Below are 26,967 nucleotides of genomic sequence, written 5' to 3' on the forward strand. Positions count from 1 at the left end.
GGGGCGCGCCCGGGGCGGCGGCGCCCGGGCCGCGCGCCCCCCCCCCCCCCCCGGGCGCCCCCCCCCCCCCCCCCGCCCCCCCCCCCCCCCCGCCGCCCCCCCCCCCCCCCCCCGCCGCTCTCAGGTCCCGCCCGGCGCCGTCACCGCGCGGTGCGCGTGAAGCCCGCGAGGTCCGTGAAGCCGGTGAGGCCGGGAAGCTCCGTGAAGGAGTACGCGGCCCAGGGTCCGGTGAGTTCCACCCGCAGTCCGGGCTCCTCGCGCACGCCGCGGTTCACCCGCTCGACGAACTGCTCGGACTCCGCGCGCGGCACCAGGTAGGCGGCGTTGAGCACCTGGGAGTAGGCCAGATCGGAGGGCGCGGCGCTCTGCGGGGCGTGCAGCCTGCTCTCCGTCGCCCGGCCGGCCAGCGTGTCGTGCAGCCGGTGCGCGAGCCCGTCCGCCCGCTCCCCCGTGTACCCGAAGGCCCCGGCGGTGTCGGCGTACACCCTCACGTCCCACTCGACCCGCCCGTCGAGCCGGTCCAGCGTCGCGAGGAACTCCTCCCGGCGCTCCTCCATCATCACGCGGACGCCGCTCTCGTCCCGCAGGACGGTGGCGAGCCGCAGCGGCAGCGGGCTGGTGACCCCGGTGAGCGCGTCGATGACGCCCTGGTGGGCCCGGGCCGTCGCCTCCAGCCAGGCCACGTCCTCCAGCCTGCGGCGCAGCGGCTCCGCGGCGAACTCCTCCTCCGGGACCGAGCCGACCACGGCGACCAGATCGTCGTGGCGCAGCAGCTTGGGCGGGACGCCCGCGACACCGGTCAGTTCGGCCGACAGCGCGGCCGGGAAGGCGCGGCAGATCGCGTAGACGTACGGCAGTCCGCTCATGGGGTCTCTCCTCCCGCGGGTCCCCGTGCCCGGCGTGGGGACCCGGCGCACGGCACCGGGCCGGCTCACCGGCCTTGTCACCATCCTGCTCTCCCTTCCGTACTCAGCGCACCACGGCCGTCTCGACGAGCAGCCGGGCCGCCGCGGCGATCGACGCGGCGTCGATGCCGGCGGCGCGCAACTGCTCGGCCGGGCTCGCCGAGCCGGGCATCGTCCGGACGGCGAGCCGGGCGAGGCGGGGCACCGGCCGTCCGTCGGTGAAGGCGTCGAGCACCGCGTCGCCGAGTCCGCCCTCCTCGCGGTGGTCCTCGACGGTGACCAGGCATCCCGTCTCCTCCGCGGCCTCGCGCAGGGTCGCGCGGTCGACGGGCTTCACCGAGTACAGGTCGATCACGCGGACCTGGATGCCCTCGCGGTCGAGGGCGTCGGCGGCGGCCAGCGCCTCGTGGACGGTGACGCCCGCGGCGACGATCGTCAGCCGGTCGCCGGACGAGGCGCGCAGCACCTTGCTGCCGCCGACGGGGAACTCCTCGGTGGGGCTGTAGATGACCGGGCTGTCGCCGCGCGAGGTGCGCAGGTAGCGGATGCCCTCCAGGCCGGCCATGGCGGCGACGAGCTTCGCGGTCTGGTTGGCGTCGCACGGGTAGAGCACGGTCGTGCCGTACAGGGCCCGGAACATCGCCAGGTCCTCCAGGCCCATCTGGGAGGGTCCGTCCTGGCCGATGGCGACGCCCGCGTGGGAGCCGACGAGGTTGATGCCGGAGCCGCTGACGGCGGCCATCCGCACGAAGTCGTGGGCGCGGGTGAGGAACGCCGCGAACGTCGTGGCGTACGGCACCCAGCCGCGTGCGGCCATGCCGACGGCGCAGCCGACCAGTTGCTGCTCGGCGATGTAGCACTCGAAGTAGCGGTCGGGGTGTTCCTTGGCGAAGAGCTCGGCGCGTGTCGAGTCGCCCACCTCGCCGTCCAGCGCGACGACGTCGCCGCGGGCGCTGCCGAGCGCGGCCAGCGCCTGTCCGAAGGCGTCCCGGGTGGCGATCTCGTCGCCCGTCTCGAAGCGGGGCAGGTCGAGGTGCCCGGAGCTGACGGCGTGCAGCATCCGCGCGGCGGGCGGCTGCCGGACGTCGACGTGGTGGTCGTGCACGCCACCGAGCTCGGCGATGGCCTCCTTCGCGTCCGGCAGGGGCTTGCCGTGCAGTCCCTCCCGGTCCTGGACCGAGGCGACGCCCTTGCCCTTGAGGGTGCGGGCGAGGATCGCGGTGGGCTGCCCGCCGGTCGAGCCGGCCTCGGCGAAGGCGCGGTCGACCGCGTCCACGTCGTGTCCGTCGACCTCGACCGTGTGCCAGCCGAAGGCCTGGAAGCGGCGGGCGTAGGCGTCCAGGTCGTGCCCGTGCCGGGTCGGTCCGCGCTGGCCGAGGCGGTTGACGTCGACGATCACCGTGAGGTTGTCGAGGTGCTCGTACCCGGCGTGCTCGGCGGCCTCCCAGACGGAGCCCTCGGCGAGTTCGCTGTCGCCGCACAGCACCCAGACGCGGTATCCGGTGCGGTCGAGCCGCTTGCCGGCGAGGGCGACGCCCACCCCGACGGGCAGTCCCTGGCCGAGCGACCCGGTGGCCGTCTCGACCCAGGGAAGCCGTCGCGGCGACGGATGCCCTTCGAGCCGGCTGCCCTCCTTGCGGAAGGTGAGCAGTTCGGACTCGCTCACGGCGCCGGCCGCCTTGTAGGCCGCGTACAGCAGGGGCGAGGCGTGGCCCTTGGAGAGGATGAAGCGGTCGTTGCCGGGGTGCTGGGGGCGCTCGAAGTCGTAGCGCAGGTGGTGGGCGAACAGGACCGCGACGAGGTCGGCGGCGGACATCGACGAGGTCGGGTGTCCGGAGTTCGCGGTGTCGGCGGCGCGCACGCTGTCGACCCGCAGCTGCTGCGCCAGGTCGATGAGCTGACGGGTGTTCATGAGTCTCCTTCCGGGCGGCCCGTGGTTTCCGAACGGCCGGCGTCGGGTCCGGCGGCCTCGGCGGGCTTCGTCGCACCCTGCGGCGCTCCGGCCACCCGGGCCAGTTCGGGCGCGGAGGTGTCCAGGGGCACCGACCAGGCGCGGACCAGGCCCAACTGCACGGACTGGCGCGGGAGTACGGCGTCCAGCAGCCAGTCGGCGGCGACGCGGACGCGGTTGGCGGGCATGGCGGCGAGGTGGTAGCCGCGGGTGACGGCTCCGGCGAGCGGCCCCGACAGGGGCACACCGAGGGGGTTGGCCGCCGCGTCGACGCCGCCGAGGTCGACGGTGAAGCCGAGGTCGCGGTGACGGTAGGCGCGGCGGTCGCCGACACCGAGCGAGGCGGCGACGTTGTGACCGGCGACCTTCCCCTGGCGCCAGGCGTGCTGGGCCGTCATCGGGGTGTACTCGCCGGGCTTCTCCAGGTCGGGCACGGCCGCCGCGTCACCGCAGGCGAACACGTCGGGGTGGCCCGGCACCTGGAGGAACGGGTCGACGAGGAGCCGGCCCCGTTCGAGGGGCCGCCCGAGCCCCTCGACCAGCGGATCGGGCCGGACGCCGACGCACCAGGCCAGCGTCCGGGTGTCGACGAACTCCCCGTCGCTGAGCCGGACTCCGTCGGGCGTGGCCTCCTTCACCGAGGTGCCCGTGCGCACGTCGACCCCGCGCCCGCGCAGCACGCGGTCGGCGGTGCGCGAGAGCCGTTCGTCCAGTTCGGGCAGGACGCGGTCGGCGGTGTCGAGCAGCAGCCAGCGCGGCCGGATGCCGTCGGGCAGCGACCGCTCGCGCACCAGGGCGTCGGTGAACAGCTGCCCCTGCGCGGCGACTTCGGTTCCGGTGTAGCCGGCGCCCACGACCACGAAGGTGGTGCGGGCGGTGCGGCTCTTCGGGTCGTCCGACCCGGCGGCGAGTTCGATCTGCCGGGTGACGTGGTCCCGCAGGTAGAGCGCCTCGGGCAGGCCCCGGAATCCGTGCGCGTGCTCGGCGACTCCGGGGACCGGCAGCAGCTTGTTGACGCTGCCGACGGCGAGCACGAGGCGGTCGTACGTCAGCGTGCCGCCGTCGCCCTCGGGGCCGGTGTAGCGCACGGTGCGTGCGTCGAGGTCGATCCCGTCGGACGCGGCCTCACCGAGTACGAGGCGTACGCCGGGCAGTGTCCCGGAGAGCGAGACGGTGACGCGGCGTGGCTCCAGGACACCGGAGGCGACCTGGGGCAGCAGCGGCAGGTACAGGAAGTAGTCGGTCGGGTTCAGCAGAGTGATCTCGGCCTTGCCCCGGGCCAGCCGCGTCAGGGTGCGGGCCGTCCGGTAACCGGCGAATCCGGCGCCGACGATCAGAATGCGGGGTCGCCTCACGATGCTCCTCTGTCGGTGTCGCTTGCGGTGTCTCTCGGTGTCACCTGTGGTGTCGCTCGTACGGGCCTTCCGCGTCCCCCTCGCGGGATGACCCAAACACGGGCACCCCCGGCCTTTCGCCGACCGCGCGGCAAGCCGATCGGGCCTCGGGGCCCGCGTCCGGACCCGCGGGGCACGGCAATGGGCAGGGCCGCGGTTCGGACCGGGACCGTGGGCGCGTATCGCGCATGCCGGCGCGGCACAGGCGCCGTCGGGCGGATGGCCGGGGGCCGCGAGCCGGGGCCGATGTCCCGTGGGGCCGGCCGGCCCTCGGGGGCCTCACCGGTTTCCAGTCTGCTCCCGGCGGACGGCTTCGGCACGACGGACGGGACGTGCGCGGGAGGGCCGCCCGGTCCGCCCCGGCGACGGCCGGAGCGGACCGGGCGGGAGGACGGTCATCGTGCCTGGTGAAGGTACGTGTCGGGGTCGCTCGCGAGGTGGGCGCCGGGGTCGGGCGCGCCCGGCGTCACGGCCGGGACCGGCGGATACAGGACGCCCATGCCGCCGGGCGGGGAGGCCGGCGCGGTGCCGCCGAGGATCCGTCCGGGCGGCGTGAGCTCGCTCGCGGCGCCGGTGTCCGGGTGGGCGGCGGACGGCCTGGCCATGCCGCGCAGCACGAACGCGGCGACGCCGAGTGCCGCCGCGGTGACCAGGGCGGCGGCCCAGCCGGGCAGCCCGAGGGCGAGTGCGAGGCCCAGCGCCAGCGCCAGCGCGGCTCCGGCGTACAGGGCGGCGGCGCCCGAGGCGGCGTACAGCGCGGCCGTCCGCCGCTGCTTGCGCGTCTGCTCACGCAGTTCGTCGCGGATGGTCTCGCGGGCCACCGCGGTCAGTTCGTCGACGAGTCCCTTGTCCAGATGCTCCAGGTGATCCAGGTGCTCGATGCGCTTCATGGTGTGCGGGTACCCGGGTGTCCGGCCCCGTAACGGACCGTCGGTGACCGCCCGTACGGCGCGCCCGGCCTCGCGCGGGGCATCGGTGGACGGCGACCGCACGAAACGATCTCCGTCGCGGGCCGACCCCAACTAGGCTCGTCCGCATGGAGATTCTGGGAGCCACGCTGCGCGTCTGCGTCGAGGACCTGGAGACCGCGGTCCCCTTCTACGAGCGGCTCGCGGGCGGCAGAGCGCTGCGCTTCGAGCGCGGTGGCGTGTCGGTCGCCGCGATCGGCTGCTTCCTGCTGATGAGCGGGCCCGAGTCGGAGCTGGAGGTGCTGCGCAAGGTCGCCGCGACGATCGCCGTCAAGGACGTCGAGGAGACGGCGCGGGTCCTCACCGACCTGGGGGCCCGTGTCGTCGCGGGCCCGGTGGCGACACCGGGCGGCCGCAACCTCATCGCCCTGCATCCGGACGGCTCGGTCTACGAGTACGCCGACCGCAACGGCTGACCGGTGCCGGTCCCCCGGGGCGTCCCGCCGTACAGTGGGATGCCCCGGGGGGGGTGAACCCGGTGGTTCGGGCCCCGTTCAGAGCTCGGACGGCGGCCGCATACGGAAGTCGTAGCGCGCGGGCAGGGGTTCGTCGCTGAGCCGGGACCACAGCTGACCGATGGTCTCCGCCCCCTCCCTCAGGTCGGCGACCTCGAAACCGGCGTCGAAGACGGCCCGCGCCGCCTCACGGTTCCCCTCGGCGAGCAGCAGTCCGGCCTCGACGAGGCGGAACCGGCCGCGCTCCCGGACGGCCGGGAACAGCCGCTCCCACACGGCACGGGCGTCGGCGGGACGCCGCACCGCGAGCAGCGCCTCGATGGCCTCGCGGCCGAGCGCGGCCGTCGCCGCGGTCCAGCGCTCCCCGTCGTCGCGCCGCTCCCGGCACAGGTCGTCGAAGGCCTCCCGGTAGCGGTCGGCGGCCCGCTCGGGGTTGCCGCTCTGCTGGTCGGCCACGGCGAGGCAGCGCAGCAACGGCCAGAGCGACGGCGCCAGTTCGAGCGCGCGCTCCCAACTGCGCACAGCCTGCGCGAGATCACCGGCGTGCCACTGGGCCACGCCCAGGTGGTACTCGGCGACGGGCACGGCGGGTGCCGTCTCCAGCATGTCGCGCCAGTGCGGCGCGACGAGCGACTCCCCGGGCGGACCGGCGCGCCGGGGCTCGGGGAACGCACCCGACCGCAGCAGCTCGCGCCACGGCGCCTGGTCCTCGCCGAGCGTGGACTCGTCGAAGGGCGTTCCCGGCAACTTGTGGGCGGCGCGCAGGACTTCGAGCGCGCCCCAGCCCGAGCCGACGGCGAGGACCTCACCCGGTTCGGTGTCGGCGTGCGGCAGCCAGGCGGCGTACGCGGCGTCGACGGCGTCCCGGGAGAGGACGCCCTCCAGCCGGCGCTCGGTCTCCGCCCGCGCGGCGTCCCAGTCCGTTCCGTGGACGGTCTCCGCGTCGACGGACAGCGGGCCGTACGCCTCCAGCCAGGAGACGTCGCTCTCCGCCTCGAGCCGCACGTGTTCGAGCTGGGTGCGGGCGAGTCCGGCCTGGATCTCGCAGTACCCGCCGGTGCCCGGCTCGGTGAGCCACTCCTGCCAGCGCCGGCCGCCGGGACCCGAGCCCCAGACGAACAGCTTGCGCCCGCGCAGGGTGTCGGTCGAGGTCTGCACGAGCCCGTCGCCGGCGTCGTCGACGGCGGTGATCCAGCGGCGCCGCCCGTCGGGCACCTCGTAGAAGTAGTCCGCGGGGAACGTGCTGTTCAGCGGATAGGTGCGGTCGGTTCCGTCGTACTCCGGAACGGGCACCGGGCGCAGCCGCCGCTCGTAACCGAAGTGCCAGGCCTCCTCCGCCGGCGCGATCACCCGGCGCTCCTCGGGGACCGCGATGTTGGACCACCAGTACAGCGGAGCGGGCCGCTCGTGCGGGTTGCGGACGCGGACGCCGACGTACAGGAAGTCGGAACCGTCCGGCAGCCACAGGTCGACCTGGAAGGGGAGGTCGCGCAGCCGCTCCCATTCCCACAGGCGCAGCATCTCGCCGCCGTCGGGGGCGGGTACGCGGGCGGCGTGGACGGGTGAGCACGACAGGGTGGTGTGGCCGGTGGCGCCGATGTTCCACTCGATGCCGCCGGAGAACCACGCGCCGTTGAGGGCGAAGCAGGCGGGCTGCACCACCGGGTTCCGGTAGAGGAGTTCCCGGTCCGTGGGCTTGTGGAAGAGGGAGACGACGCGGCCGCCGTAGCCGGGCAGCACGGTGGCCCGCAGCCGGTCGTTCTCGATCACGACGGTGTCGAGCTCACCGGGCCGGCGCTCGCGTCCGTAGCCGTCGCGGATGCGCTCCGGCAGCACGCTGTGCAGCGGCTCGTAGCCTATCTGGCGGGCCATGTCGCGCGGCAGGCCGACGCGGTCGCGGTCGTCGATGGTGTGTGTCTCGTCGAGGGTCCGCAGGGGCGGCAGCGGGTTGCTCGGTCCCAACTCCGCCGCCGGGAGGGTCAGTACGTCACGTCGGATCGTCGTCACGATGACCATGGAACATGGTCATCGGGCAGCTGACCAGGGTCTCCGCTCGTCAGGTTCGGGTCAGGATTGCGCAAAGGCCCCGACGACGACGTCCGCGAGGAGCGCGCCCGCGGCTCCGTCGGGGTCCAGATCGGGGTCGTAGATGGTGACGTTGAGGCCGACGCAGCGCGGGGAGCGCACCAACGGGCCCAGCAGAGCGAGGAGTTCGTCGGGGAACAGGCCGTCGGGGTCGGGGCTGTCCACGGCGGGCATCACCGCGGGGTCGAGACAGTCGGCGTCGAGGTGCACCCAGAAGCCGTCCAGCCGCGGGGGTTCGAGGGCGTCCAGGCAGGCGCGGGCGATCGCGTCCGCGCCGCGGGTGCGCAGTTCCCCGACGGTCGTCGTGGAAATCCCCAGGGCGGCGAGCTCGTCCCGGTCGGAGTCGCCGTCGCGCATCCCGACGAGGCGCACGTCCTCGTCCCTCAGGTAGGGCCCGAGCCCTTCGAGGTCGGACAGGTCCTTCTGGCCGCGCCCGGTGGCGATCGCGAGTTCCTCGCCGCCGGCCGCGCCGATCCGGTCGGAGTTGCCGGGGTGCCGGAAGTCGGCCGAACCGTCGATGGCCGCGAGCCCGAACCGGCCGACGCGGCGCAGGGCGAGGGAGGCGCCGAGCTGGATGGAACAGTCTCCGCCGAGGACGACGGGCAGGTCGCCCGCGCGGACGTGCCGCTCGACGCGGTCGGCGAGGACGCGTGTGTAGCGGGCGATGGCCGCCGCGTTGAAGACGCCGTCGCCCTCCTTCCACTCGCCCCGGTCGTAGCGCGGGGGCACGACGACCCCGCCCTCCAGGGCGCCGAGCCGCTGCACGATCCGCTGTTCGCGCAGGGCGCCGGCCAGCTTGTAGCAGCCGGGCACGGTGCCGGGCGCGGGTGGCCGCAGGCCCAGGTTGGAGGGGGCGTCCAGTACGACGATGTTCCGCATGAGGTCATCCTCGCCTCCGGCACGGCGCCGGGGAAGGGGAGCGCGGAGCGGCCCGCCGGGGCGGCCGCCCGGCCCGCTCCCCGCGCACCGGCCCTCAGCGGGGCGCGGTCATCTCCGCGGTGATCGCCCACCGCTCGTGGTCGCGCCAGGCGCCGTCGACGTGGATGAAGGCCGGCGAGAACCCTTCGAGGCGGAAGCCGCACCGCCGGGCCAGGGCGATGGACGCGGCGTTGCCCGGCTGCACGTTGATCTCCAGCCGGTGCAGCCCCATCGTCTTGAAGGCGTACCGCACGACGAGGCCGAGACCCTCGGACATGAGCCCGCGGCCGGCGGCGTGCGCGAACGCCCCGTAGCCGAGGGCGCCGCACAGGAAGCCGCCCTCGACGATGTTGTTGATGTTGACGAAGCCGGCGATGCCCCCGCCGTCGCGTTCGCAGACGAGGAACCCGGCCTTGGTCCGGTCCGCGATGAGCCGTCCCGCGTACGCGGCGTAGCCGTCGGGGCTGCCGGGCGGGAACAGCCACGGCTGGTGGAGGCTCTTGCTCTCCCTGGCCCGCGCGGTGAACTCGGCACCGTCGTCGAGGGTGAAGTGCCGCAGGCCCACCCGGGGGCCCGCGGCGAGATAGCCGCTTGTCTCAGGCATCCCGTCACCCTAGTGGACGGTGATCACCGCCTGCGTCGCATGGCGAACGCACCGCACAGCGCGCCGATCAGCGCGGTGGTGAGGAGCGCCACCCACAGCGGCATGGTCACCTCGGGGATGATCAGCCGGACCTTGGTGCTGCGGGTGTTCTCGAAGATGAAGACGAGGGCGAGGACCCCGAGCACGGCGACGACGATCCTCGCGGGCGTCACCAGCCCTTCACGGGAGCTGTTGCCGCCGGTGGGGGCGCTCTTGGTGGTCTTCCGGCTCATGCGTCCAGCATGAGCCCGAAGGCACGGGTCCGCACGACGGGAGGATCCTCCGGGGGAACCGGGGACACCCGTCGCGGCCCCACGGCACCGGTCCCCGCACCAGGTCTCGGGGTCAGCCGCCGACGACCGGCAGCTCCAGGGTCCCGGTGTCGCCGGGTGCGCTCGTCACGGTCACCGGCTTCACCCCCCTGTTCCCTGCGTAAGCGTCGTCACTGGCGGCGACGACGAACCGGAGCCGGTGCCCCGTCTCGTACCGGTGGACGATCCCCGGCAGCGTGACGGTGAAGCTCTTCGTCACGTCCGGGACCCGCACCGGTGCCACCAGCCGGTGGACGAGTGTCCTGGTGCCGTCGGGCGCCACGTCGTACAGCTTGGCGAAGAGGACCAGCTTGTCGGCGGCGTCGCCTGAGTGCTGGACCCGCTCGGTCACCGGCGAGAGGACCCTCAGCCGGGCCCGGGGCGAACCGACGACGTCGACGGGCCGGGCCAGCGGCTCGCCGGTCCAGCCGAGGCAGGTGCCCGCGGTGTCGTACGGAGCCCGGTCGGGCAGCCCGATCAGGCCGGCGAGGGAGTTCTCGGAGTGGCTGCTCGGCACCGGCAGGTTGCGGTACACACGGCTCCCCCGGGCTACCTTCGCGCGGTTGTCGACCAGCTTCCCGTCCCCGGAGAGGTAGAACGTCCTGTCGGGCGCAGGAAGGCGCGAGGCGGTGGCGTACGTGTCGTCGGGGTCCGTGATCCAGTCGCGGTAGTAGGCGAAGGCGGGTCCGGTGTCGACGTCCGCGCGGCGGTGGAGGTAGCGGTCGAACCAGGCGAGGACCCGCCGGCCGACGTAGCTGGTCTCCAGATTGCCCCGGCTCAGGTCGAGTTCACCGCCGGCGGGGTCGGTGAGGCCCCCGCTGTGCCCCCACGACTGCCAGATCATCCGGGCCGGAGTGCCCTGCGCCTTCAGCGTCTTGTACGTCGCTGTCGCCTCGTTGAGATTGAAGAGGCTGTCGGCCTGCCCCTGGACGAGCAGGGTGGGTGCCCGCACGCTCCGCAGGTAGGACACGGGCGAGACGCTGCGCGCGTACCGCAGCAGCGATGTGGTCCTGGCGGCCGGGTAGCGCCCCGAGTTCAGGGTGCGCACGGTGGCGCAGGCGTCGGTCACGAAGTGCAGGCAGCCCAGGGAGTTGACGCGGGTGGGGTCCAGGTTCGCCGTGGTGAGCGGCCGGCTCTCGCCGATCAGGTAGAAGCCGTTGGTCCACTGCCATTTGAAGGCGCCGGGCACCTGCGGGGCACCGGCCGCGTTGTTGGGGTCCAGGGAGTACGCGAGGTCGTTCCAGGTGATGAGCGGGACGAGGGCGTCGACGCGGTGGTCGACGGCGGCCGTGGCCATCTGGACCGCGCCTCCGTACGAGCCGCCGATCATGCCGACGCGGGGGTCGTCGCGGCCGTCCCGGGTGACGTAGTCGACCGTCGTGCCGTCGTCGGCGGCGCGGGTGCCCGCGAGGAAGTCGACGAGTCCGGAGGCGGCCCGTCCGTCGATGCCCGGGTCGTCGAGGGAGATCGGACACCCCGACTTCCCGAAGCCGAGCCCCGAGTAGACGAGGCCCACATAGCCGCGGGCGGCGAACGCCCTGCCGATGCCGTCCGTCGAACCGTCCGACTTGCTGCCGCCGAAGCCGTTGGTCGCGAGCACGGCGGGCGCCGGGTGCGCCCGGTCCACCCCCGCCGGCCGGTACAGGTCGGCGTCGATCGCGCAGTCGCGGTCGCCGGCCCGGACGGTGACCGTGAGCGGGGTGACCGTGTACCGGCCGGCGGCCGAGGCCGCGGGTGCTGTGAACGCGAGCGGCCCGGCCAGCGCCGCGGCGAGCGCCAGGGCGAGCGGAGCACGGGACGCGGACGCGCGCGAGCGACGGGACACGAGGACCTCCACGCTGAGGACGACCGGACCGGCCGCGACGCGTCCACCGGGCCGGAGCCTGCGGACACGTCGCGATACCGACCGGTAGGTACCGGACGGTAGTCATGCTGTGACACGTGTCATCCGGGGGTCAATCACCGGTAAGAGTGGTTCTTGACGGCGATGGGGTCGGGGAGCCGGTGGACGCTTCGCGCGACCCGCGCCGTCAGGCCAGCGCGGGCTCCTCCAGGGTCAGCGTCCCGGCGTCCGCGTCGAGTTCGGCCCGGACGCCGAACGGCATCGTCAGCGCGCCCTCGCCGTGTCCGAAGCCGAGGTGCTCGACGACCGGCACCCCGAGTCCCGCAAGACGGTCGGCGAACACCGCGCGCAGTTCCTCGTAGGGTCCGCAGTCGACCCAGGAGCCGAGGGCGATCCCGGCCACGCCGTCCAGCCAGCCGGCGCGCAGCAGTTGGGTCAGGATGCGGTCCGTCCGGTAGGCCTCCTCGCCGATGTCCTCGATCAGGAGGAGCCCGCCGCGGGCCGACGGGCGGGCGTGCGGGGTGCCGAGGTCGGCGGCGAGCAGGGACACGCAGCCGCCCAGGGTGACCCCGCTCGCCCGGCCGGGCACCAGCGCGGTGGCCTCACCGGAGGAGATGGTCCGCACGGAGTCCGGTTCGAAGAGGGTCGCCCGGAGGTGTTCCTGCGCCCGCGCGTTCTTCAGGAAGTCGAGGGCCGCGATCATCGGCCCGTGCAGGGTGGCGAGCCCCACCCGGGTCGCGAACGCCTCGTGCAGCGCGGTGATGTCGCTGAACCCGAGGAAGACCTTGGGGCCGGCGGCCCGGATCGCGTCCCAGTCGAGCAGGTCGACCATGCGCTGCGCGCCGTAGCCGCCGCGGGCGCACAGCACCGCGGACACCTCCGGATCGCACCATGCGGCCTGGAGGTCGGCGGCCCGGTCCGCGTCCGTCCCGGCAAGGTAGCGGAACTCTCCGTGCCGGTCGAGGACATGGGGGCCCACGACCGGGTCCAGGTCCCAGCCGCGCAGGATGTCGAGTCCGGCCTCGAGGCGCTCCTCGGGGACGGGACCGCTGGGCGCGACCACGGCGACGCGGGCGCCGGCCGCGAGCCTCGGCGGCCGGGTCAGGGGGTTGATGGGTGAGGTCGCTCGGGTCACGCGTACTGCTCCCGTTCCTGGTGCTGATCTCTGTGCGGGTAGTGCCGGTTGTGCGGGTGAGGCCGGTTGTGCGGGTGACGGCCGCCCGTGTGGTGGCCGCTCGTGTGCTGTTCGTGGTCGCGCGGGACCGCCCGGTTCGCCGCCCCGGCCCGCGCGGGGCCGGCACCGGTCGGGTCCCTGGGCCACGTCGGTCTCACTTGGTCAGCTCCAGGGTGGGGAGGTCCGGCGGGTTCAGGCCGAACACCTGCGCGTACAGGGAGAGTTCGGCCTCCAGGGCGCGCACCATCGTCTCGGCGCGCCGGAAGCCGTGGCCCTCGCCCTCGAAGGCGATGTAGGCGTGCGGGACGCGGCGGCCCTCCTCCTCCAGCCGGGCCAGGAAGCGTTCGCACTGCACGGGCGGGCAGATGGCGTCGTCGAGTCCCTGGAGCAGCAGGAACGGCGCGGTGATCCGGTCGGCGTGCTCGGACGGCGACCGCTCGGCGTAGCGGGCGGGTACCTCGGCGATCGGCCCGACCAGCGACTCCAGGTACTGCGACTCGAAGTCGTGGGTCTCCCCGGAGGCCCATCCGGTGAGGTCGAGGATGGGGTAGATGATCGTGCCGCAGGCGTACACGTCGGTGGCGGCGAGCGAGGCGGCGGTCGTCCAGCCGCCCGCGCTCCCCCCGCGGATCGCGAGGCGGTGCCGGTCGGCGGTGCCCTCCGCGGCGAGCGCGAGCGCGACGGCGGCGCAGTCCTCGACGTCGACGACACCCCACTGTTCGCGCAGCCGGTTGCGGTACTCCCGTCCGTAGCCCGTCGAGCCGCCGTAGTTGACCTCGGCGACCCCGATGCCGCGGGAGGTGAAGTAGGCGATCTCCAGGTCCAGGACGAGCGGCGAGCGGCCGGTGGGTCCGCCGTGCGCCCAGACGACGTACGGCGGGAGTTCGTCGCCGGGTGCGACGTGGTCCGGGTGGTGCGGCGGGTAGACGTGCGCGTGGATCTCGCGCCCGGCGGGGCCGGTGAAGGAGCGGATCTGGGGCTCGGGGTAGTGCGCGGGGTCCACCGGGTCGTCGTGCGCGGCGCCGACCACGCGGGCGCGCCCGGTGCTCGCGTCCAGCTCGACGACCTCGTACGCGCTGCGGGGGCTCGCTCCGACGCCGACGATCCTGGTGCCCTGCGCGGCGAGGGTCGGCGCGAACTCCGTCCAGGGGCCGGCCGCGTCGACGAGTTCGCCGGTCTCCGGGTCGAGTATCCCGAGCGCGGTGGACCCCCGCCCGTGCACGACCGCGATGAGGCCGCTGTCCAGCGGGGCGAACCAGCGGTTCCCGACGCGCCAGAGCGAAGCGCCGAACTCCTCCTCGCGCGGGCAGACGGCCAGGCCCTCGCCGTCCGCGCCGAGCCGGTAGAGGTTCCACCAGCCGGTGCGGTCGCTGACGTAGAGGAGGGTGCCGTCGGGTGCCCACTCGGCCTGGACGACGGACTCCTCCGGGCCTCCGGCGACCGTGCGCGGAGCGGCCAGCGTGCCGTCCGCGGTGACGTCCGCGAGGATCACCTCGGTGCCGTCCCAGGGCATCCGGGGGTGGTCCCAGGCGAGCCAGGCCGCCTGCCGGCCGTCGGGCGAGACCCGGGGTCCGGTGACGAACCGGTGCCTGCCGTCGGACAGTTCACGCACGGCGTCACGGTCCCGCGCCGCCGATCCGTCGAGCGGTACGGCGGCGAGGACCCGGCGCACATCGCTCGGGCCGTCGCCGGTGAACTCCTCCAGGACGCACCACACCTCGTCCCGCTCCCCGCGGATCTGCGGGTCGACCCAGCGCAGTCCGCCGCCCACGTGCGAGACGGGGGTCAGCGGGGTGGGTTCGGCGCCGGGTTCCCACCGGTAGAGGCGCTGGTCGGAGAAGTCGACGAAGACGATCAGGGGACCCTCGGGGCGCATGACGCCCGCCCAGGGGCGGCCGCCGTACTCGATGACGCGACTGCGCACGTTCCACGGGGCGGGCAGGACGGGCTCCTGGCCGCCGTCCTCCGTCCGCCGCACCAGCGTGCGCCGCCCGCCCTCGGTGGGCCGGGGTTCGGTCCACCAGACCTCGGCGCCGACGAAGCCGACGAACTCGGGGTGCCCGTCGTGCGCGGCGGCGAGCTTCGCGTCGATCGGCGAGGGCCAGGATCCATACGGCAAGGTCTGCATGTCGTCCCCCTAGGCCGTGCGCAGGAAGCGGTCGAGAACGCGGACGCCGAAGTGGAGCGCCTCGACCGGCACGCGCTCGTCGACTCCGTGGAACAGGGCTTGGTAGTCGAAGCCCTCGGGCAGCTTCAACGGGGCGAATCCGTAGCCGGTGATGCCGAGGCGGGAGAACTGCTTGGCGTCCGTACCGCCGGACATGCAGTAGGGCACGACGTGACCCTCGGGCGCGAACTCCTCGACGGCCGCCCGCATCCGGGCGTAGGTCGGGGTGTCCAGCGGCGCCTGGAGCGCCACCTCGTGGTGCTCGAACTCCCACTCCACGTCGGGCCCGGTGAGCCGGTCCAGGGTGGCGCGGAACTCGTCCTCGCCGCCGGGCAGGAACCGGCCGTCCACGTGGGCGACGGCCTCCCCCGGAATCACGTTGATCTTGTAACCGGCGCTCAGCATCGTCGGGTTGGAGCTGTTGCGGACCGTCGGCTCGACGAGGGCCGCGGCGGGGCCGAGCTTCTGGAGCAGGCCGTCGACGTTGTTCAGGTCGTCCAGGTCGGCGTCCACGCCGTACACGGCGGCGAGTTCGGTCAGGGCGGCGCGGACGGTCGGGGTGAGACGCAACGGCCACTCGTGGGCGCCGATGCGGGTGACGGCGGCGGCGAGTCGGGTGACCGCGTTGCTCCGGTTCACCTTGGATCCGTGGCCGGCGCGGCCCCGCGCGGTCAGCCGCAGCCAGCCGGTGCCGCGCTCGCCCGCCGCGATCGGATAGAGCTGCCGGCCGCTGCCGTCGTGGAAGGTGAAGGCCCCCGACTCGCTGATCCCCTCGGTGCAGCCCTCGAAGAGTTCCGGGTGCCGGTCGGCGAGGAAGCCCGAGCCGTCCTCGGCGCTCGCCTCCTCGTCCGCGGTGAAGGCGATGACGAGGTCGCGGCGGGGCCGTACCCCCTCGCGGGCCCAGGAGCCCAGGACGGCGAGGATCATCGCGTCCATGTTCTTCATGTCCACCGCGCCGCGCCCCCAGACGACGCCGTCGCGGACCTCACCGGAGAACGGGTGGACGGTCCAGTCCTCCGCCTGCGCGGGCACCACGTCCAGATGACCGTGGACGAGGAGGGCGTCGGCGGACGGGTCGGTGCCCGGCACGCGGGCGACGACGTTGGTCCGCCCGGCGGTGCGCTCCAGGAGGGTGGGCTCCAGGCCGGCCTCGGCCAGTCGCGCCGCCGCGTACTCGGCGGCGGGGCGCTCGCGGCAGTCGCCGCCGCCCCGGTTGGTGGTGTCGATCCGGATGAGGTCGGAGGTGAACCGGACCACCTCGTCCAGTGCCTGTGCGTCAGCCATACTGCTCCTCCACCGCGGCCGAGACGATCGTGGTGACCGCCTTGAACGTCCGGATCCCCTCGTACATGGTGTCGCTGGTGTAGGCGATTCTCCGCTCGCCGGTGCGGTCCACTCCGGGCACCACGGTGGCGGCCATCGACAGGTGCTCGGCGTCGAACTCCAGGGCGACGGTGAAGGGCCCCGCGGCGACCGGTTCGTGCCGCACGGCGAGCGCCGCGGCCTCCTTGGCGGCCGCCCGGATGTCGGCGGCGGTCCTGGCGGGGGTGCGGCACACGGCCGCGTACCGCGACACGTGGTCCTTCACGGCGACCTTCAAGGCCCCGGGTGCGTAGCCGAGGGCGTCCTCGCACGCGACGTCGTCACCGGTGACCAGCACCACCGGCACGCCGTACTCCGCGACCACACGGGCGTTCAACAGGCCCTCGCTCGCCCGTACCCCGTCGACCCACACTCCGGTGATGGAGTTCGCGAGGTAGGTGTGGGCGAGGACGCCCTCCATGCCGGCGCCCGCGTGGTACCCGACGAACGCGATGCCGTCCACGTCGTCGTGCTGCACGCCCTCGACCATGGACAGCGACTTGTGCCGCCCGGTGAGCATCTCGGCTCTCTCGTCGAGCTGCTCCAGCAGGAGGTTGCGCATGGTCCAGTGGGCCTCGTTGACCAGCACCTCGTCGGCGCCGCCGTCGAAGAAGCCGAGCACCGCGGCGTTCACGTCCGAGGTGAACATCGCGCGGCACCTCTCCCACTGCGGGGTGCCCGGCAGCACGTCGGCCGGCCAGGTCACACCGGTGGCGCCTTCCATGTCGGCGCTGATGAGGATCTTCATGCCGGAAACCGTACGCGCTTGTGCCCGGGCCCGGCAGAGCCTGTGGACAACTCTCACCGGTCCAGACCACTGGCGTCACTCGGGGCGCCCCGCCACCCGTTCTTTCGACGCGTTCCGCGGCCCGGCCCCTCCGCCGCGCAGGCGGCGGAGCCGGCTCGCCCGAACGGCCGGACGCACGGGCCCGGAGCGCCTTCCGGCCGGGTCAGTCCTCGTGGCCCAGCTGCAGGTCCCGTTCCGTCCTGCCGCCGCCGGCGACCTGGAGCACGGTGGCCACCGGCGGGTAGCCGGCCGCGATGACCGTGTACTCGCCGGACGACAGGTCGACGAACCGGAACGTGCCGTCGGGTCCGGTGGTCAGGGTGTCCACCACGTTGCCCGCGGCGTCCAGGAGGGTCACGCGCGCGTCCTCGACGGGGCGCCCGCCGCCCGCGCGGACGGTGCCGCGCAGCACGGCGCCGCCCGCGAGTTCGACGTCCTGGCGGGTCTCCCGCGCGGCCTGGACGCTCACCGGGAGCGCGGCGGGGCGGAACGCGGGCGCGCTGGCGGCGAGCGTGTACTCACCGGCCACCAGCTCGGTGATGACGTAGCCGCCCTCGCGTCCGCTGCGGGTGGTGGCGACCACCTCGCCGTGCACGTTGGTGAGGGTGACGGTGGCCTCCCGCACCGGGGTGCCGTCCGCGGTCAGGACGCTGCCGGCGAGGCGACCCGCGCCGCCGAGCACCACGTCGAGATCGACGGGCCGTTCGCCGACGGTCACCGAGACGGCCTGCGGCTGGTGGCCGCCGGCCGCGGCGATCAGCACGTACGATCCCGCGCCGGGCGTGGAGAGCGCGTACCGCCCGTCCTCGCCGCTGGCGCCCCGCCCGATCTGCTGTCCCCCGACGTCGATGAGGGTGAGAGCGGCCCTGGGGACGACCGTGCCGTCGGAGTGCTGCACCGTGCCGCAGACGGGGATCCCGGCGGCGTGTCCCGAACGGGCCGGCGGAATGGGGGTGTTCACCTGCGCGGACTCCGGTTCGGCGGTGGGGGTGTGGTGGGACACCAGCGGTTTCTCCTTGAGGAAGAAGGCGATGACCAGTCCGAGGACGAGGACCGGCACGAGATAGAGGAAGATCCGCGGCATGGCGTCCGCGTACGCGCCGATGTACTGGTCGCGCAGGGCGGCGGGCATCGCGTGGACGAGCTGCGGGGTGATGGACTCGGCGTCCCCTGCGGGGGTGCCGGCGCGCGCGGGGAGGCGTTCGGCGAGGGCGTCGGCCAGCCGGTTGGCGAAGAGGGTGCCGAAGATGGCGGCGCCGACGCTGCCGCCGATCTGCCGGAAGTAGTTGTTGGCGCTGGTCGCGGTGCCGAGGTCGGCCGGGTCCACGGAGTTCTGCACGGCGAGCACCAGGACCGGCATCACCATGCCGATGCCCGCGCCGAGGAGGGCCATCCAGAGGCTGTAGTGCAGCCGGGGGGTGTCGACCTCCAGGTGCGACAGGAGCCACATGCCGAGGACGGAGAGGGCGCCGCCGAGGACGGGGAAGACCTTGTAGCGGCCGGTACGGCTGATGAGCTGCCCGGAGACGATGGAGGCGCCGACGATGCCGCCCATCATGGGCAGCATGAGCAGGCCGGACTCGGTGGCGCTGGCTCCGTCGACCATCTGCAGGAAGGTCGGGAGGTAGCTGGCGGCGCCGAAGAGCGCGACGCCGACGACCAGGCCGACGAGGGCGGTGACGTTGAAGACGCCGTCCCTGAACAGCCGCAGGGGGATGAGGGGTTCGACGGCGAAGCGCTCGACGACGAGGAAGAGCGCGGTCGCGGCGAGGGCGCCGGCGGCGAGTCCGAGGATGACCCGTGAGCCCCAGGCGTACTCGGTGCCGCCCCAACTGGTCAGCAGGACGAGGCAGGTCGACGCGGCGGCGAGGAGGAGCACGCCGAGGACGTCGACGCGGGCGCGGACGGCCGGCTTCGGCAGTTTCAGCACGACGGTGACGACGGCGAGGGTGAGCAGGCCGAAGGGGACGTTGATGTAGAAGCACCAGCGCCAGGTGAGGTGGTCCGTGAAGTAGCCGCCGAGCAGCGGTCCCGCGACGGACGCGAGCCCGAACGCGGCGCCGATCAGGCCCATGAAGCGGCCACGCCGGCGGGGCGGCACGATGTCCGCGATGATCGCCTGCACGCCGATCATGAGGCCGCCGGCGCCGGTTCCCTGCACCGCGCGGAAGGCGATCAGCTGGTCCATGGTCTGCGCGCGGCCGGCGAGTGCCGAGCCGATGACGAAGACGACGATGGCGAACTGGAAGACGCCCTTGCGGCCGAAGAGGTCGCCGAGCTTGCCGTAGACCGGGAGGCCGACGGTGGAGGTGAGCAGGTAGGCGGTGATCGCCCAGGACATCTTGTCCAGGCCGTGCAGCTCCCCGACGATCCGGGGGAGCGCGGTGGCGACGATCATCTGCTCCAGGGCGGCGAGGAGCAGGGCGAGCATGAGCCCGCAGAAGACCAACCGCACCTGGCGCGGGGCGAGTCCGGCGGGTTCGACGGCCGGTGGCGCGGTCTCGGGCGGGGGTGCGACGGCCGGTTCGTCCTGCACCAGAGTGATCCCGCCCACGTACCGCTCCCCTCGTCGCACCCGCGCACAATTGCCGCTTATGGCGACAACTGCGAGCAAGCACGACGAGTTACGGCATGAGCGCCGACGGACGGGAGATCCACTCGAACCGGTGAGAGATCAACACGCCCTCCGGCGGCCCCTCTTGACGAGGGCGAGCCCCTACGGGAGGGACCGACGCCGCGCCTGCGGCGTCACTTCTCGGCGTGGGCCGCGAGGTTGGCGAGCTCCGCGTCGTAGATGCGGCCGAGGCCCTTGGGCGCGAAGGTCCGCTCGAAGAAACCGCCGATGCCGCCCGCGCCGTTCCAGACGCTGGTCACCACGACGCGCGACGTGCCCTCACCGGCCGGGGTCACCCGCCAGGTGGTCACCATGGAGGAGTTGCGGTCCTTCTCGACGAGCTCACCGTCGGTGGGCTCGGTCACCTCCAGGAGGCAGTCCCGTACGCGCTTGCTGGTGGCCTGCAGCTTCCAGTGCACGAGGGTGCCCTCGCCGTCGCCGCCCTCGCGCACCTCGTACTCGCTGAACTGCTCGGGCAGCAGCTTCTGCCGTGTGCCGCTGTAGTCGGCCAGGGCGTCGAACACCGCCTCCGCGTCCGCCGCGATGACCCGCTCCGTCGTCGCCTCGACCTGCGCCATGGCACTTCCTCCAGCAGTTCGTTCCTCGGGGGTGTGCGGTCAGCCAACCACCCGGCGGCCCGGCCGCCCAAATCGGGGTGCCCGTGGGGTGCGGGCCGGGCCCGCCGGGCCTTCCGGGAAAGGCGGTCGCACGATCAAGGGAACATGTGTTCTATTCTGTGGTCAGTGCTACCGAGGAGGCGTCATGCGCTGGGAGAACCTGACCGTGGACCCCGCCGGGGACCCCGCCCGGGACGCCGCGCTGTTCGGCGCGGACCGGGTGACGACACGGACCTTCGACACCCCCGAGTTCCGGGGGATCACGTTCCACGAGATCCGGGCCCGGTCGATCGTGAACCGGGTGCCGGGGGCGTCACGGATGCCGTTCGAGTGGACCGTCAACCCCTATCGCGGCTGTACGCACGCGTGCGTCTACTGTTTCGCGCGCAAGACGCACAGCTATCTGGACCTCGACACCGGTCTCGGCTTCGACTCGCAGATCGTCGTCAAGGTCAACGCTCCGGAGCTGCTGCGCCGCCAGCTCGCCTCGCACCGCTGGCACGGCGAGCACATCGCGATGGGCACCAACGTCGACTGCTACCAGCGCGCGGAGGGCCGGTACCGGCTGATGCCGGGCATCATCGCGGCCCTGCGCGACCACGCCAACCCCTTCTCCATCCTGACCAAGGGGACACTCATCCTGCGCGACCTGGACCTGCTGCGGCAGGCGTCCGAGGTCACCGACGTCGGGATCTCGGTGTCCGTGGGCTTCACCGACACTGAGCTGTGGCGCACCGTCGAGCCGGGCACACCGGCCCCGGAGCGCCGCCTCGACGTCGTCCGCACCCTCGCGGACCACGGCATCGACTGCGGTGTGCTGATGGCGCCCGTGATCCCCTTCCTCGGCGACCACCCCGCCCAACTGCGCGCCACCGTACGGGCGATCGCGGCCTCGGGGGCGACCTCCGTGACCCCGCTGGTGCTGCATCTGCGGCCCGGCGCGCGCGAGTGGTTCATGGCCTGGCTCGGGCACCACCACCCGCATCTCGTGCCGCGCTACGAGCGGCTGTACGCGGAGGGCGCCTACGCCCCGAAGTGGTACCAGCGCCGGATCACCCGGCAGGTCCACGAACTGGCCGAGGAGTACGGCATCGGTCCCACGCGCGCGGGGATGCCGCGCCGGATCGCCGCCCCCGAACCGACCGCGCCGGCGGCCCCGGAGCCCACCCAGCTGACACTGCTCTGACACTCCCTCAGGACGCCTGCCGGGAAAGGCCGAAGGGCCGGTCCGCGGCGGCATCCGAGCGCATCGGGCGGACCAATCGGGTCGACTCTTGCCGGAACGTGTTCGTCCGGGGCCCCTCTCCGGGACGATACGGCGAAGGCCGTGGCGTGCACGGCTCGAAATCCTCCGTCCTGGGAGGTCTTGTGAAGAAACGTGCAGCTGCTCTGTGCGGGGCTGCCGCCGTGCTGGCCGGGATGATCACGTCGGTCCCCGCCGACGCGAGCGCCGGATCCCCGGCGGCACCGCGCACCGCCCCGGCCGCGAAGCTCAGCTGGAAGAAGTGCGCCACCAGCGACTACCCGACGCTCCAGTGCGCCTCCCTGAAGGTGCCGCTGGACCACTCGAACCCCTACAGCAAGCGGATCACCCTCGCCCTGTCCCGCGTCCCGCACACCGCGAAGACGTACCAGGGGCCGCTCCTGGTGAACCCCGGCGGCCCCGGCGGCAGCGGTCTCTCGCTGGCCGGTTTCGTCGCCTCCGCGCTGCCCAAGGCAGTGGCGGCCCAGTACGACGTCATCGGCTTCGACCCGCGTGGTGTCGGCGCGAGCAGGCCGGCCCTCGACTGCAGGCCGGGCCAGTTCAAGCCGGTCCGTCCGGACTCCGTGCCGAGCACCAAGGCCCTGGAGAAGGCGAACCTCGACCGCGCGAAGTCCTTCGCCAAGGCGTGCGGCACGAAGTACGCGGACCTGCTGCCGTACATCGACACGGTGAGCGCCGTCCGTGACATGGACGCGATCCGCGGCGCGCTGGGCGCGAAGAAGATCAACTACTTCGGGTACTCGTACGGCACCTACCTCGGGGCCGTCTACGCCAAGCTCTACCCGCAGCGGGTCCGCCGCCTCGTCCTGGACTCCATCGTCGACCCCACCGGCGTCTGGTACGAGGACAACCTCAGCCAGGACTACGCCTTCAACGATCGCCACCTGGCGTTCCTGGCGTGGGTGGCGAAGAACAACGCCACCTACAAGCTCGGCACCGACCCGGCCAAGGTCGAGGCCAAGTGGTACGCGATGCGAGCGGCGCTGGCCAAGAAGCCGGCGCAGAAGAAGGTGGGCGCCTCCGAGCTGGAGGACACCTTCATCCCGGGCGGCTACTACAACGGCTACTGGCCGTATCTCGCCCAGGCGTTCGCGTCCTACGTGAACAGCAAGGACTCGGACCCGCTCGTCGAGGCCTACGACAACTTCGCGGCCGTCGACGCCTCGGGCGACAACGGGTACAGCGTCTACACGTCGGTCCAGTGCCGTGACGCCTCGTGGCCGCGCGACTGGCGCCAGTGGCGTGAGGACAACTGGGCGGTGTACGACAAGGCGCCGTTCATGGCCTGGAACAACGCCTGGTACAACGCGCCGTGCGCGTTCTGGCCGACGCACTCGCTGCGACCGGTGGACATCTCCAACCACCGGCTGCCGCCCACGCTGCTCTTCCAGGCGACCAACGACGCGGCCACGCCCTACGAGGGAGGGGTGACGGTCCATCAGCAGCTGCGTGGATCCAGCCTGGTGGTCGAGCAGGGCGGCGGGAACCACGGCATCACGCTGAGCGGCAACGCCTGCCTGGACAAGTACCTGGCGGCGTATCTGACCGACGGAAAGGTGCCGCGCGGCGGTGGCGAGGCCGACGCGGTGTGCAAGACGCTGCCCGACCCGAAGCCGCTGACCACGAAGGCGGCGTCGACCTCCGCGCGGGGCTCGGCGCTGCACGGACTGCTCGGCTTCCGGGGCTGAACCCCCGCTGAGCGACGCCCCGTCGGGGGCGCTGCCGGACCCGTGGTCCACCATGGACCCATGAGTGATCCGACACGCGTCTCCGCCCCCGACGGGGTCGCCCCCGCCGCCGCGTACTCCCACGTGGTGTCGGCCACGGGGCGTTTCGTGGCGGTCTCGGGACAGCTCCCCCTGGACGAGGACGGCCGGCTCGTCGGGGAGGGCGACGCCGGGGCGCAGGCCCGCCAGGTCTTCGAGAATCTGCGCCGCTGCCTGGCGGCGGCGGACGCCACCTTCGACGACGTCGTCAAACTGACCTTCTTCGTCACGGACATGGCGCACCTGCCCGCGATCCGGGCCGCCCGGGCCGCGCACCTGCCCGCCGACCGGCTTCCGGCCGCCTCGGCCGTCCAGGTCGCCGCGCTGGTGCGGCCGGAGTTCCTGATGGAGATCGAGGCGTTCGCCGTGGTCGGCGCGTGAGCGCGCTCCGGGTCCGTGAGATGACCCTCGACGACTGTCCGCGGGTGGCCGAGATCCGGGTGCGCGGCTGGCAGAGCGCGTACAAGGGCCTGATGCCGCAGTCGTATCTGGACGCGCTCAGCGTGACCGAGGACGCGGCGCGGCGCCGCGGTCACCTCGAACGCGCCGACGGCTCCGTGGTCAACCTGGTCGCGGAGCGGGACGGCGCGGTGGTCGGCTGGGTCTGCCACGGCCCCTACCGCGACGGCGAAGTCGGCCCCGCCGACGTCGAGTTGTACGCGATCTACGTCCACCCGGACGTGCTGGGCCAGGGGGTCGGGCCGGCGCTGCTGCGGGCGTCCGTCGCCCGGTGTGTGGCGGCCGGGCGGGAGCGCATGCTGCTGTGGGTCCTCAGGGAGAACGCCCCGGCCCGCCGGTTCTACGAGCGGGCCGGCTTCGGCGCCGACGGCGCGGAGGAGCCCTTCGAGGCGGCCGGTGTCGAGGTGCCCGAGGTGCGTTACGTCCGGGCGCTGTCCCCCGCGTGACCCGGCTGCCGTACGGCGCTCACGGGGCGGCCACCCTTCGGCGCCCCGCCGCCGGCCGCTAGCTCTTCTCCTCGGGCAGCCGGGCCAGTGCGAGGGCCGCGGTCCGGGCGAGCGCCGGGTGGGCCAGCGCCTCGTCCAGGACCGGGCGGGCCCGGGCGTCGCCCAGGGTGCCGAGTCCCTCCGCGCAGGCGAGCGCGACCCTGCGGTACGGGTCGTGCGGAAGCAGCCTGCGGCGCAGGACGGTGATCAGCGCGGGTACGGCCTCGGGGGCGCGGAGTTCGACCAGCAGCCGGACCGGCTGGAGCGCGTAGGCGACGCGCAGTTCGTTCGTGGCGAGCGCGGCGGCGGCGCGGGCCGTCCGCGGATCGCCGAGCCGGGCCAGGGCCCGGGCCGCGGACGCGCAGCGCTCGGGGTCGCGGTGGTTGAGCAGCAGGACGAGTGCCTCGAAGGCGCGCGGGTCACCGGCGGTGCCGAGCCGGAAGGCGACCAACTCGCGTGCCCACAGCGGTTGTCCCGGCTCGGTCAGCGCCGCCGCCAGGACGTCGGGGTCCTCGGTGGCCGCGAGCCGTTCGTACCCCGCGGACGCCCCCGCCTCGGCCCGCACACGTTCCGTGAGTGATCGCAACGCTTCGTCCATGGGCCGAGCTTAGGCATGCCCGTGAGGTGCGGGGACCTACATCACAAAGTCGGGGGCTGGCGCGCTCGTTACCGGCGGGTTAAGCTCAGACGAGCGAGTTACCCACTCGTGTTGGACCTCTCGGTGGCCTGGTGACGCAGCCGCCGCGAGAGCAGTCGGTTCGGTACCTCAGGTATCGCAGTACGACACGGCTCCGGGACAGGGCCGGTCGGCTCCACCGCCACACGGGCGCGCTTTCTCCGGCGCCCCGTTCGCAACCGGGCGTGTGCGCTCGTCAGCCCGGCCAACACCCGCAACCTCCGCACTGTGTGCGCCTGTCGGCGTACCCGGGTGCACTCCTCAGTCGTCACCCTCTCCCAGGAGTCCCGCGATGGCCACTCCCCTGTCCGACACCCCTCTGTCCCCGCTGAAGACCGTCGCCGTCATCGGCCTCGGCACCATGGGCACCGGCATCGCCGAAGTCCTGGCCCGGGCCGGCCGCGACGTCATCGGCATCGACATCAGCGAGGCGGCGGCCCTCCAGGCCGTCGCCGCCCTCGAAGCCTCCACCGAACGGGCCGTGCGGCGCGGGCGGCTCAGCGAGCAGGAGCGTACGGACGCCCTCGGCCGCTTTCGTACCTCCACCGACCTGACGGCCGCGGCCGACGCCGACCTCGTCATCGAGGTGACTCCGGAGTCGTACGACATCAAGCAGCAGGTCTTCCGGGCGCTGGACGGCATCGTGCGGCCCACGACGATCCTCGCGACGGGCACCAACGCGCTGTCCGTGACCCGGCTCGCCGCCGACTCCTCCCGCCCCGAGCGCGTCCTCGGGCTGCACTTCTTCAACCCGGCGCCGGCCATGAAGCTCGTCGAGGTCGTCTCCTCGGTGCTGACCTCGCCGATCGCCGTCGCCGCCGTGACCGACCTGGCCCTGGAACTCGGCAAGGAGCCCGTCGCGGTCGGGGACCGTCCGGGATTCGTCGCCGACGGCCTGCTGTTCGGCTACCTCAACCAGGCGGCCGCGATGTACGAGGCCAAGTACGCGTCCCGGGAGGACATCGACGCGGCCATGAAGCTCGGCTGCGGCCTGCCGATGGGCCCGCTCGCGCTGCTCGACCTGATCGGCGTGGACACCGCGCGCACGGTCCTGGAGGCCATGTACGCCGAGTCGCAGGACCGGCTGCACGCCCCCGCGCCCGTCCTCAAGCAGCTCAGCGAGGCGGGCCTGACCGGGCGCAAGTCCGGGCGCGGCTTCTACTCGTACGACGCCCCCGGCGGGGCCACCGTCGTGCGGGACGCGCTGACGCCGCCGGAGGCGGGCACCGAGGCCGCCGGCCGCACCGTCCGCTCGGTCGGCGTGGCAGGGTCCGGGACGATGGCCTCCGGCATCGCCGAGGTCTTCGCGAAGGCCGGCCACACGGTCGTCCTCGCGGCCCGCAGCGAGGAGAAGGCGCAGGCCGCGAAGGCGCGGATCGGCAAGTCGCTCTCGCGCTCCGTCGACAAGGGCCGGCTGACGGCCGAGGCGGCGGCGCAGACCCTGGAGCGGATCACGCCGACCGGCAGCTACGACGACTTCGCCGACGTCGACCTGGCGCTGGAGGCGGTCGCCGAGGACCTGGAGGTCAAGCAGCAGCTGTTCGGCGTCTTCGACAAGGTCTGCAAGCCCGGCGCGATCCTCGCCACCACCACCTCCTCGCTGCCCGTCGTCGCCTGCGCCCGCGCCACCTCGCGCCCGCAGGACGTGATCGGCATGCACTTCTTCAACCCGGCCCCGGCGATGAAGCTCGTCGAGGTCGTGCGGACCGTGCTGACCGCGGACGACGTGCACGCCACCGTGCGCGAGGTCTGCGCGAAGATCCGCAAGCACCCGGTGGACTGCGGTGACCGGGCCGGCTTCATCGTGAACGCGCTGCTGTTCCCGTACCTCAACAACGCGATCAAGATGGTGCAGGAGCACTACGCCTCGCTCGACGACATCGACGCCGCGATGAAGCTGGGCGGCGGCTACCCGATGGGCCCGTTCGAACTGCTCGACGTGGTCGGTCTCGACGTCTCGCTGGCCATCGAGAAGGTCCTGCACCGCGAGTTCCGTGACCCGGGACTCGCCCCCGCACCGCTCCTGGAGCACCTGGTGGCCGCGGGCTGCCTCGGCCGCAAGACGGGCCGCGGTTTCCGCGAATATGCCCGCCGCTGAGCGTCCGGGCGACTCGTTCGCGGCG

Annotated in this window: 22 protein-coding genes; 6 read left to right on the forward strand and 16 right to left on the reverse strand. The window is 73.4% G+C overall.

Translation table 11 applies throughout. The features are described 5' to 3' along the window. Positions 1-140: 140 nt before the first annotated feature. From ABZT74_RS32775 to ABZT74_RS32790, 4 genes are all read right to left on the reverse strand, one after another. A complete protein-coding gene (locus tag ABZT74_RS32775; protein ID WP_356440884.1) occupies positions 141-866 on the reverse strand; it encodes a GvpL/GvpF family gas vesicle protein in 726 nt (241 codons plus the stop codon). A gap of 103 nt (positions 867-969) precedes the next feature. Then, complete coding sequence (locus tag ABZT74_RS32780) at positions 970-2,817, reverse strand: transketolase (protein WP_356440887.1); 1,848 nt, start codon at positions 2,815-2,817, stop codon at positions 970-972. Continuing rightward, a complete protein-coding gene (locus tag ABZT74_RS32785; RefSeq protein ID WP_356173729.1) occupies positions 2,814-4,211 on the reverse strand; it encodes an NAD(P)/FAD-dependent oxidoreductase in 1,398 nt (465 codons plus the stop codon). Before ABZT74_RS32785 ends, ABZT74_RS32780 begins: the two co-directional genes overlap by 4 nt. 434 nt (positions 4,212-4,645) lie before the next feature. Next, positions 4,646-5,140, reverse strand: a complete 495-nt coding sequence (locus tag ABZT74_RS32790; RefSeq protein WP_356440891.1) for a phage holin family protein — start codon at positions 5,138-5,140, stop codon at positions 4,646-4,648. A gap of 146 nt (positions 5,141-5,286) precedes the next feature. On the opposite strand from ABZT74_RS32790, the gene ABZT74_RS32795 reads away from it, so the two are divergent. Then, the gene (locus tag ABZT74_RS32795; RefSeq protein ID WP_355874183.1) at positions 5,287-5,634 is read left to right on the forward strand and encodes a VOC family protein; all 348 of its coding nucleotides are present in this window, start codon (positions 5,287-5,289) and stop codon (positions 5,632-5,634) included. Between the two features lie 78 nt (positions 5,635-5,712). Here ABZT74_RS32795 and ABZT74_RS32800 read toward each other — a convergent pair whose 3' ends face one another. The 11 genes from ABZT74_RS32800 to ABZT74_RS32850 form a co-directional block, all read right to left on the reverse strand. Continuing rightward, positions 5,713-7,689, reverse strand: coding sequence for a DUF5107 domain-containing protein (locus ABZT74_RS32800; RefSeq protein WP_356173724.1), 1,977 nt, complete (start codon positions 7,687-7,689; stop codon positions 5,713-5,715). 51 nt (positions 7,690-7,740) lie between these two features. After that, positions 7,741-8,637, reverse strand: a complete 897-nt coding sequence (locus tag ABZT74_RS32805) for an arginase family protein (protein WP_356440894.1) — start codon at positions 8,635-8,637, stop codon at positions 7,741-7,743. Positions 8,638-8,731: 94 nt separating this feature from the next. Then, positions 8,732-9,280, reverse strand: coding sequence for a GNAT family protein (locus ABZT74_RS32810; protein WP_356440897.1), 549 nt, complete (start codon positions 9,278-9,280; stop codon positions 8,732-8,734). A 23-nt stretch (positions 9,281-9,303) separates the two neighbouring features. Beyond that, positions 9,304-9,552 (reverse strand): LapA family protein, encoded by a 249-nt coding sequence (locus tag ABZT74_RS32815; RefSeq protein ID WP_356173718.1) that lies wholly within the window; start codon positions 9,550-9,552, stop codon positions 9,304-9,306. 112 nt (positions 9,553-9,664) lie between these two features. Continuing rightward, the gene (locus ABZT74_RS32820) at positions 9,665-11,455 is read right to left on the reverse strand and encodes a CocE/NonD family hydrolase (protein ID WP_356440900.1); all 1,791 of its coding nucleotides are present in this window, start codon (positions 11,453-11,455) and stop codon (positions 9,665-9,667) included. A 205-nt stretch (positions 11,456-11,660) separates the two neighbouring features. Further along, positions 11,661-12,587 (reverse strand): LD-carboxypeptidase, encoded by a 927-nt coding sequence (locus tag ABZT74_RS32825; RefSeq protein WP_356173902.1) that lies wholly within the window; start codon positions 12,585-12,587, stop codon positions 11,661-11,663. 214 nt (positions 12,588-12,801) lie between these two features. Then, positions 12,802-14,775, reverse strand: a complete 1,974-nt coding sequence (locus tag ABZT74_RS32830) for an LpqB family beta-propeller domain-containing protein (RefSeq protein WP_356440903.1) — start codon at positions 14,773-14,775, stop codon at positions 12,802-12,804. 9 nt (positions 14,776-14,784) lie between these two features. Beyond that, positions 14,785-16,098 carry a M20/M25/M40 family metallo-hydrolase gene (locus ABZT74_RS32835; RefSeq protein WP_355874207.1) on the reverse strand — a complete coding sequence of 438 codons (1,314 nt, stop codon included), beginning with the start codon at positions 16,096-16,098 and terminating at the stop codon, positions 14,785-14,787. Continuing rightward, the gene (locus ABZT74_RS32840) at positions 16,091-16,924 is read right to left on the reverse strand and encodes a M55 family metallopeptidase (RefSeq protein WP_355874210.1); all 834 of its coding nucleotides are present in this window, start codon (positions 16,922-16,924) and stop codon (positions 16,091-16,093) included. The genes ABZT74_RS32835 and ABZT74_RS32840 overlap by 8 nt, the downstream gene beginning before the upstream one ends. A 202-nt stretch (positions 16,925-17,126) precedes the next feature. Next, positions 17,127-19,517, reverse strand: a complete 2,391-nt coding sequence (locus ABZT74_RS32845; protein ID WP_356440906.1) for an MFS transporter — start codon at positions 19,515-19,517, stop codon at positions 17,127-17,129. A gap of 194 nt (positions 19,518-19,711) precedes the next feature. After that, complete coding sequence (locus ABZT74_RS32850; protein ID WP_355874216.1) at positions 19,712-20,155, reverse strand: SRPBCC family protein; 444 nt, start codon at positions 20,153-20,155, stop codon at positions 19,712-19,714. 184 nt (positions 20,156-20,339) lie between these two features. On the opposite strand from ABZT74_RS32850, the gene ABZT74_RS32855 reads away from it, so the two are divergent. The 4 genes from ABZT74_RS32855 (at position 20,340) to ABZT74_RS32870 (ending at position 24,129) form a co-directional block, all read left to right on the forward strand. Beyond that, positions 20,340-21,380, forward strand: coding sequence for an Rv2578c family radical SAM protein (locus ABZT74_RS32855; protein WP_356440909.1), 1,041 nt, complete (start codon positions 20,340-20,342; stop codon positions 21,378-21,380). A 182-nt stretch (positions 21,381-21,562) separates the two neighbouring features. Then, entirely contained in the window at positions 21,563-23,146 is a 1,584-nt protein-coding gene (locus ABZT74_RS32860) for an alpha/beta hydrolase (RefSeq protein ID WP_356440912.1), read from the forward strand. Positions 23,147-23,206: 60 nt separating this feature from the next. Then, positions 23,207-23,605 carry a RidA family protein gene (locus ABZT74_RS32865; RefSeq protein WP_356440915.1) on the forward strand — a complete coding sequence of 133 codons (399 nt, stop codon included), beginning with the start codon at positions 23,207-23,209 and terminating at the stop codon, positions 23,603-23,605. After that, positions 23,602-24,129 (forward strand): GNAT family N-acetyltransferase, encoded by a 528-nt coding sequence (locus ABZT74_RS32870; RefSeq protein ID WP_356440918.1) that lies wholly within the window; start codon positions 23,602-23,604, stop codon positions 24,127-24,129. The genes ABZT74_RS32865 and ABZT74_RS32870 overlap by 4 nt, the downstream gene beginning before the upstream one ends. A gap of 58 nt (positions 24,130-24,187) precedes the next feature. Here ABZT74_RS32870 and ABZT74_RS32875 read toward each other — a convergent pair whose 3' ends face one another. Next, positions 24,188-24,766 carry an adenylosuccinate lyase gene (locus ABZT74_RS32875; protein ID WP_355874230.1) on the reverse strand — a complete coding sequence of 193 codons (579 nt, stop codon included), beginning with the start codon at positions 24,764-24,766 and terminating at the stop codon, positions 24,188-24,190. Between the two features lie 370 nt (positions 24,767-25,136). Here ABZT74_RS32875 and ABZT74_RS32880 point away from each other — a divergent pair, with 370 nt between their 5' ends. Continuing rightward, positions 25,137-26,942, forward strand: coding sequence for a 3-hydroxyacyl-CoA dehydrogenase family protein (locus tag ABZT74_RS32880; RefSeq protein WP_356440921.1), 1,806 nt, complete (start codon positions 25,137-25,139; stop codon positions 26,940-26,942). Positions 26,943-26,967: the final 25 nt, after the last annotated feature.

Origin of the sequence: Streptomyces sp. NPDC005302, assembly GCF_040607345.1 — a bacterium.
Classification (GTDB): Bacteria; Actinomycetota; Actinomycetes; order Streptomycetales; family Streptomycetaceae; genus Streptomyces.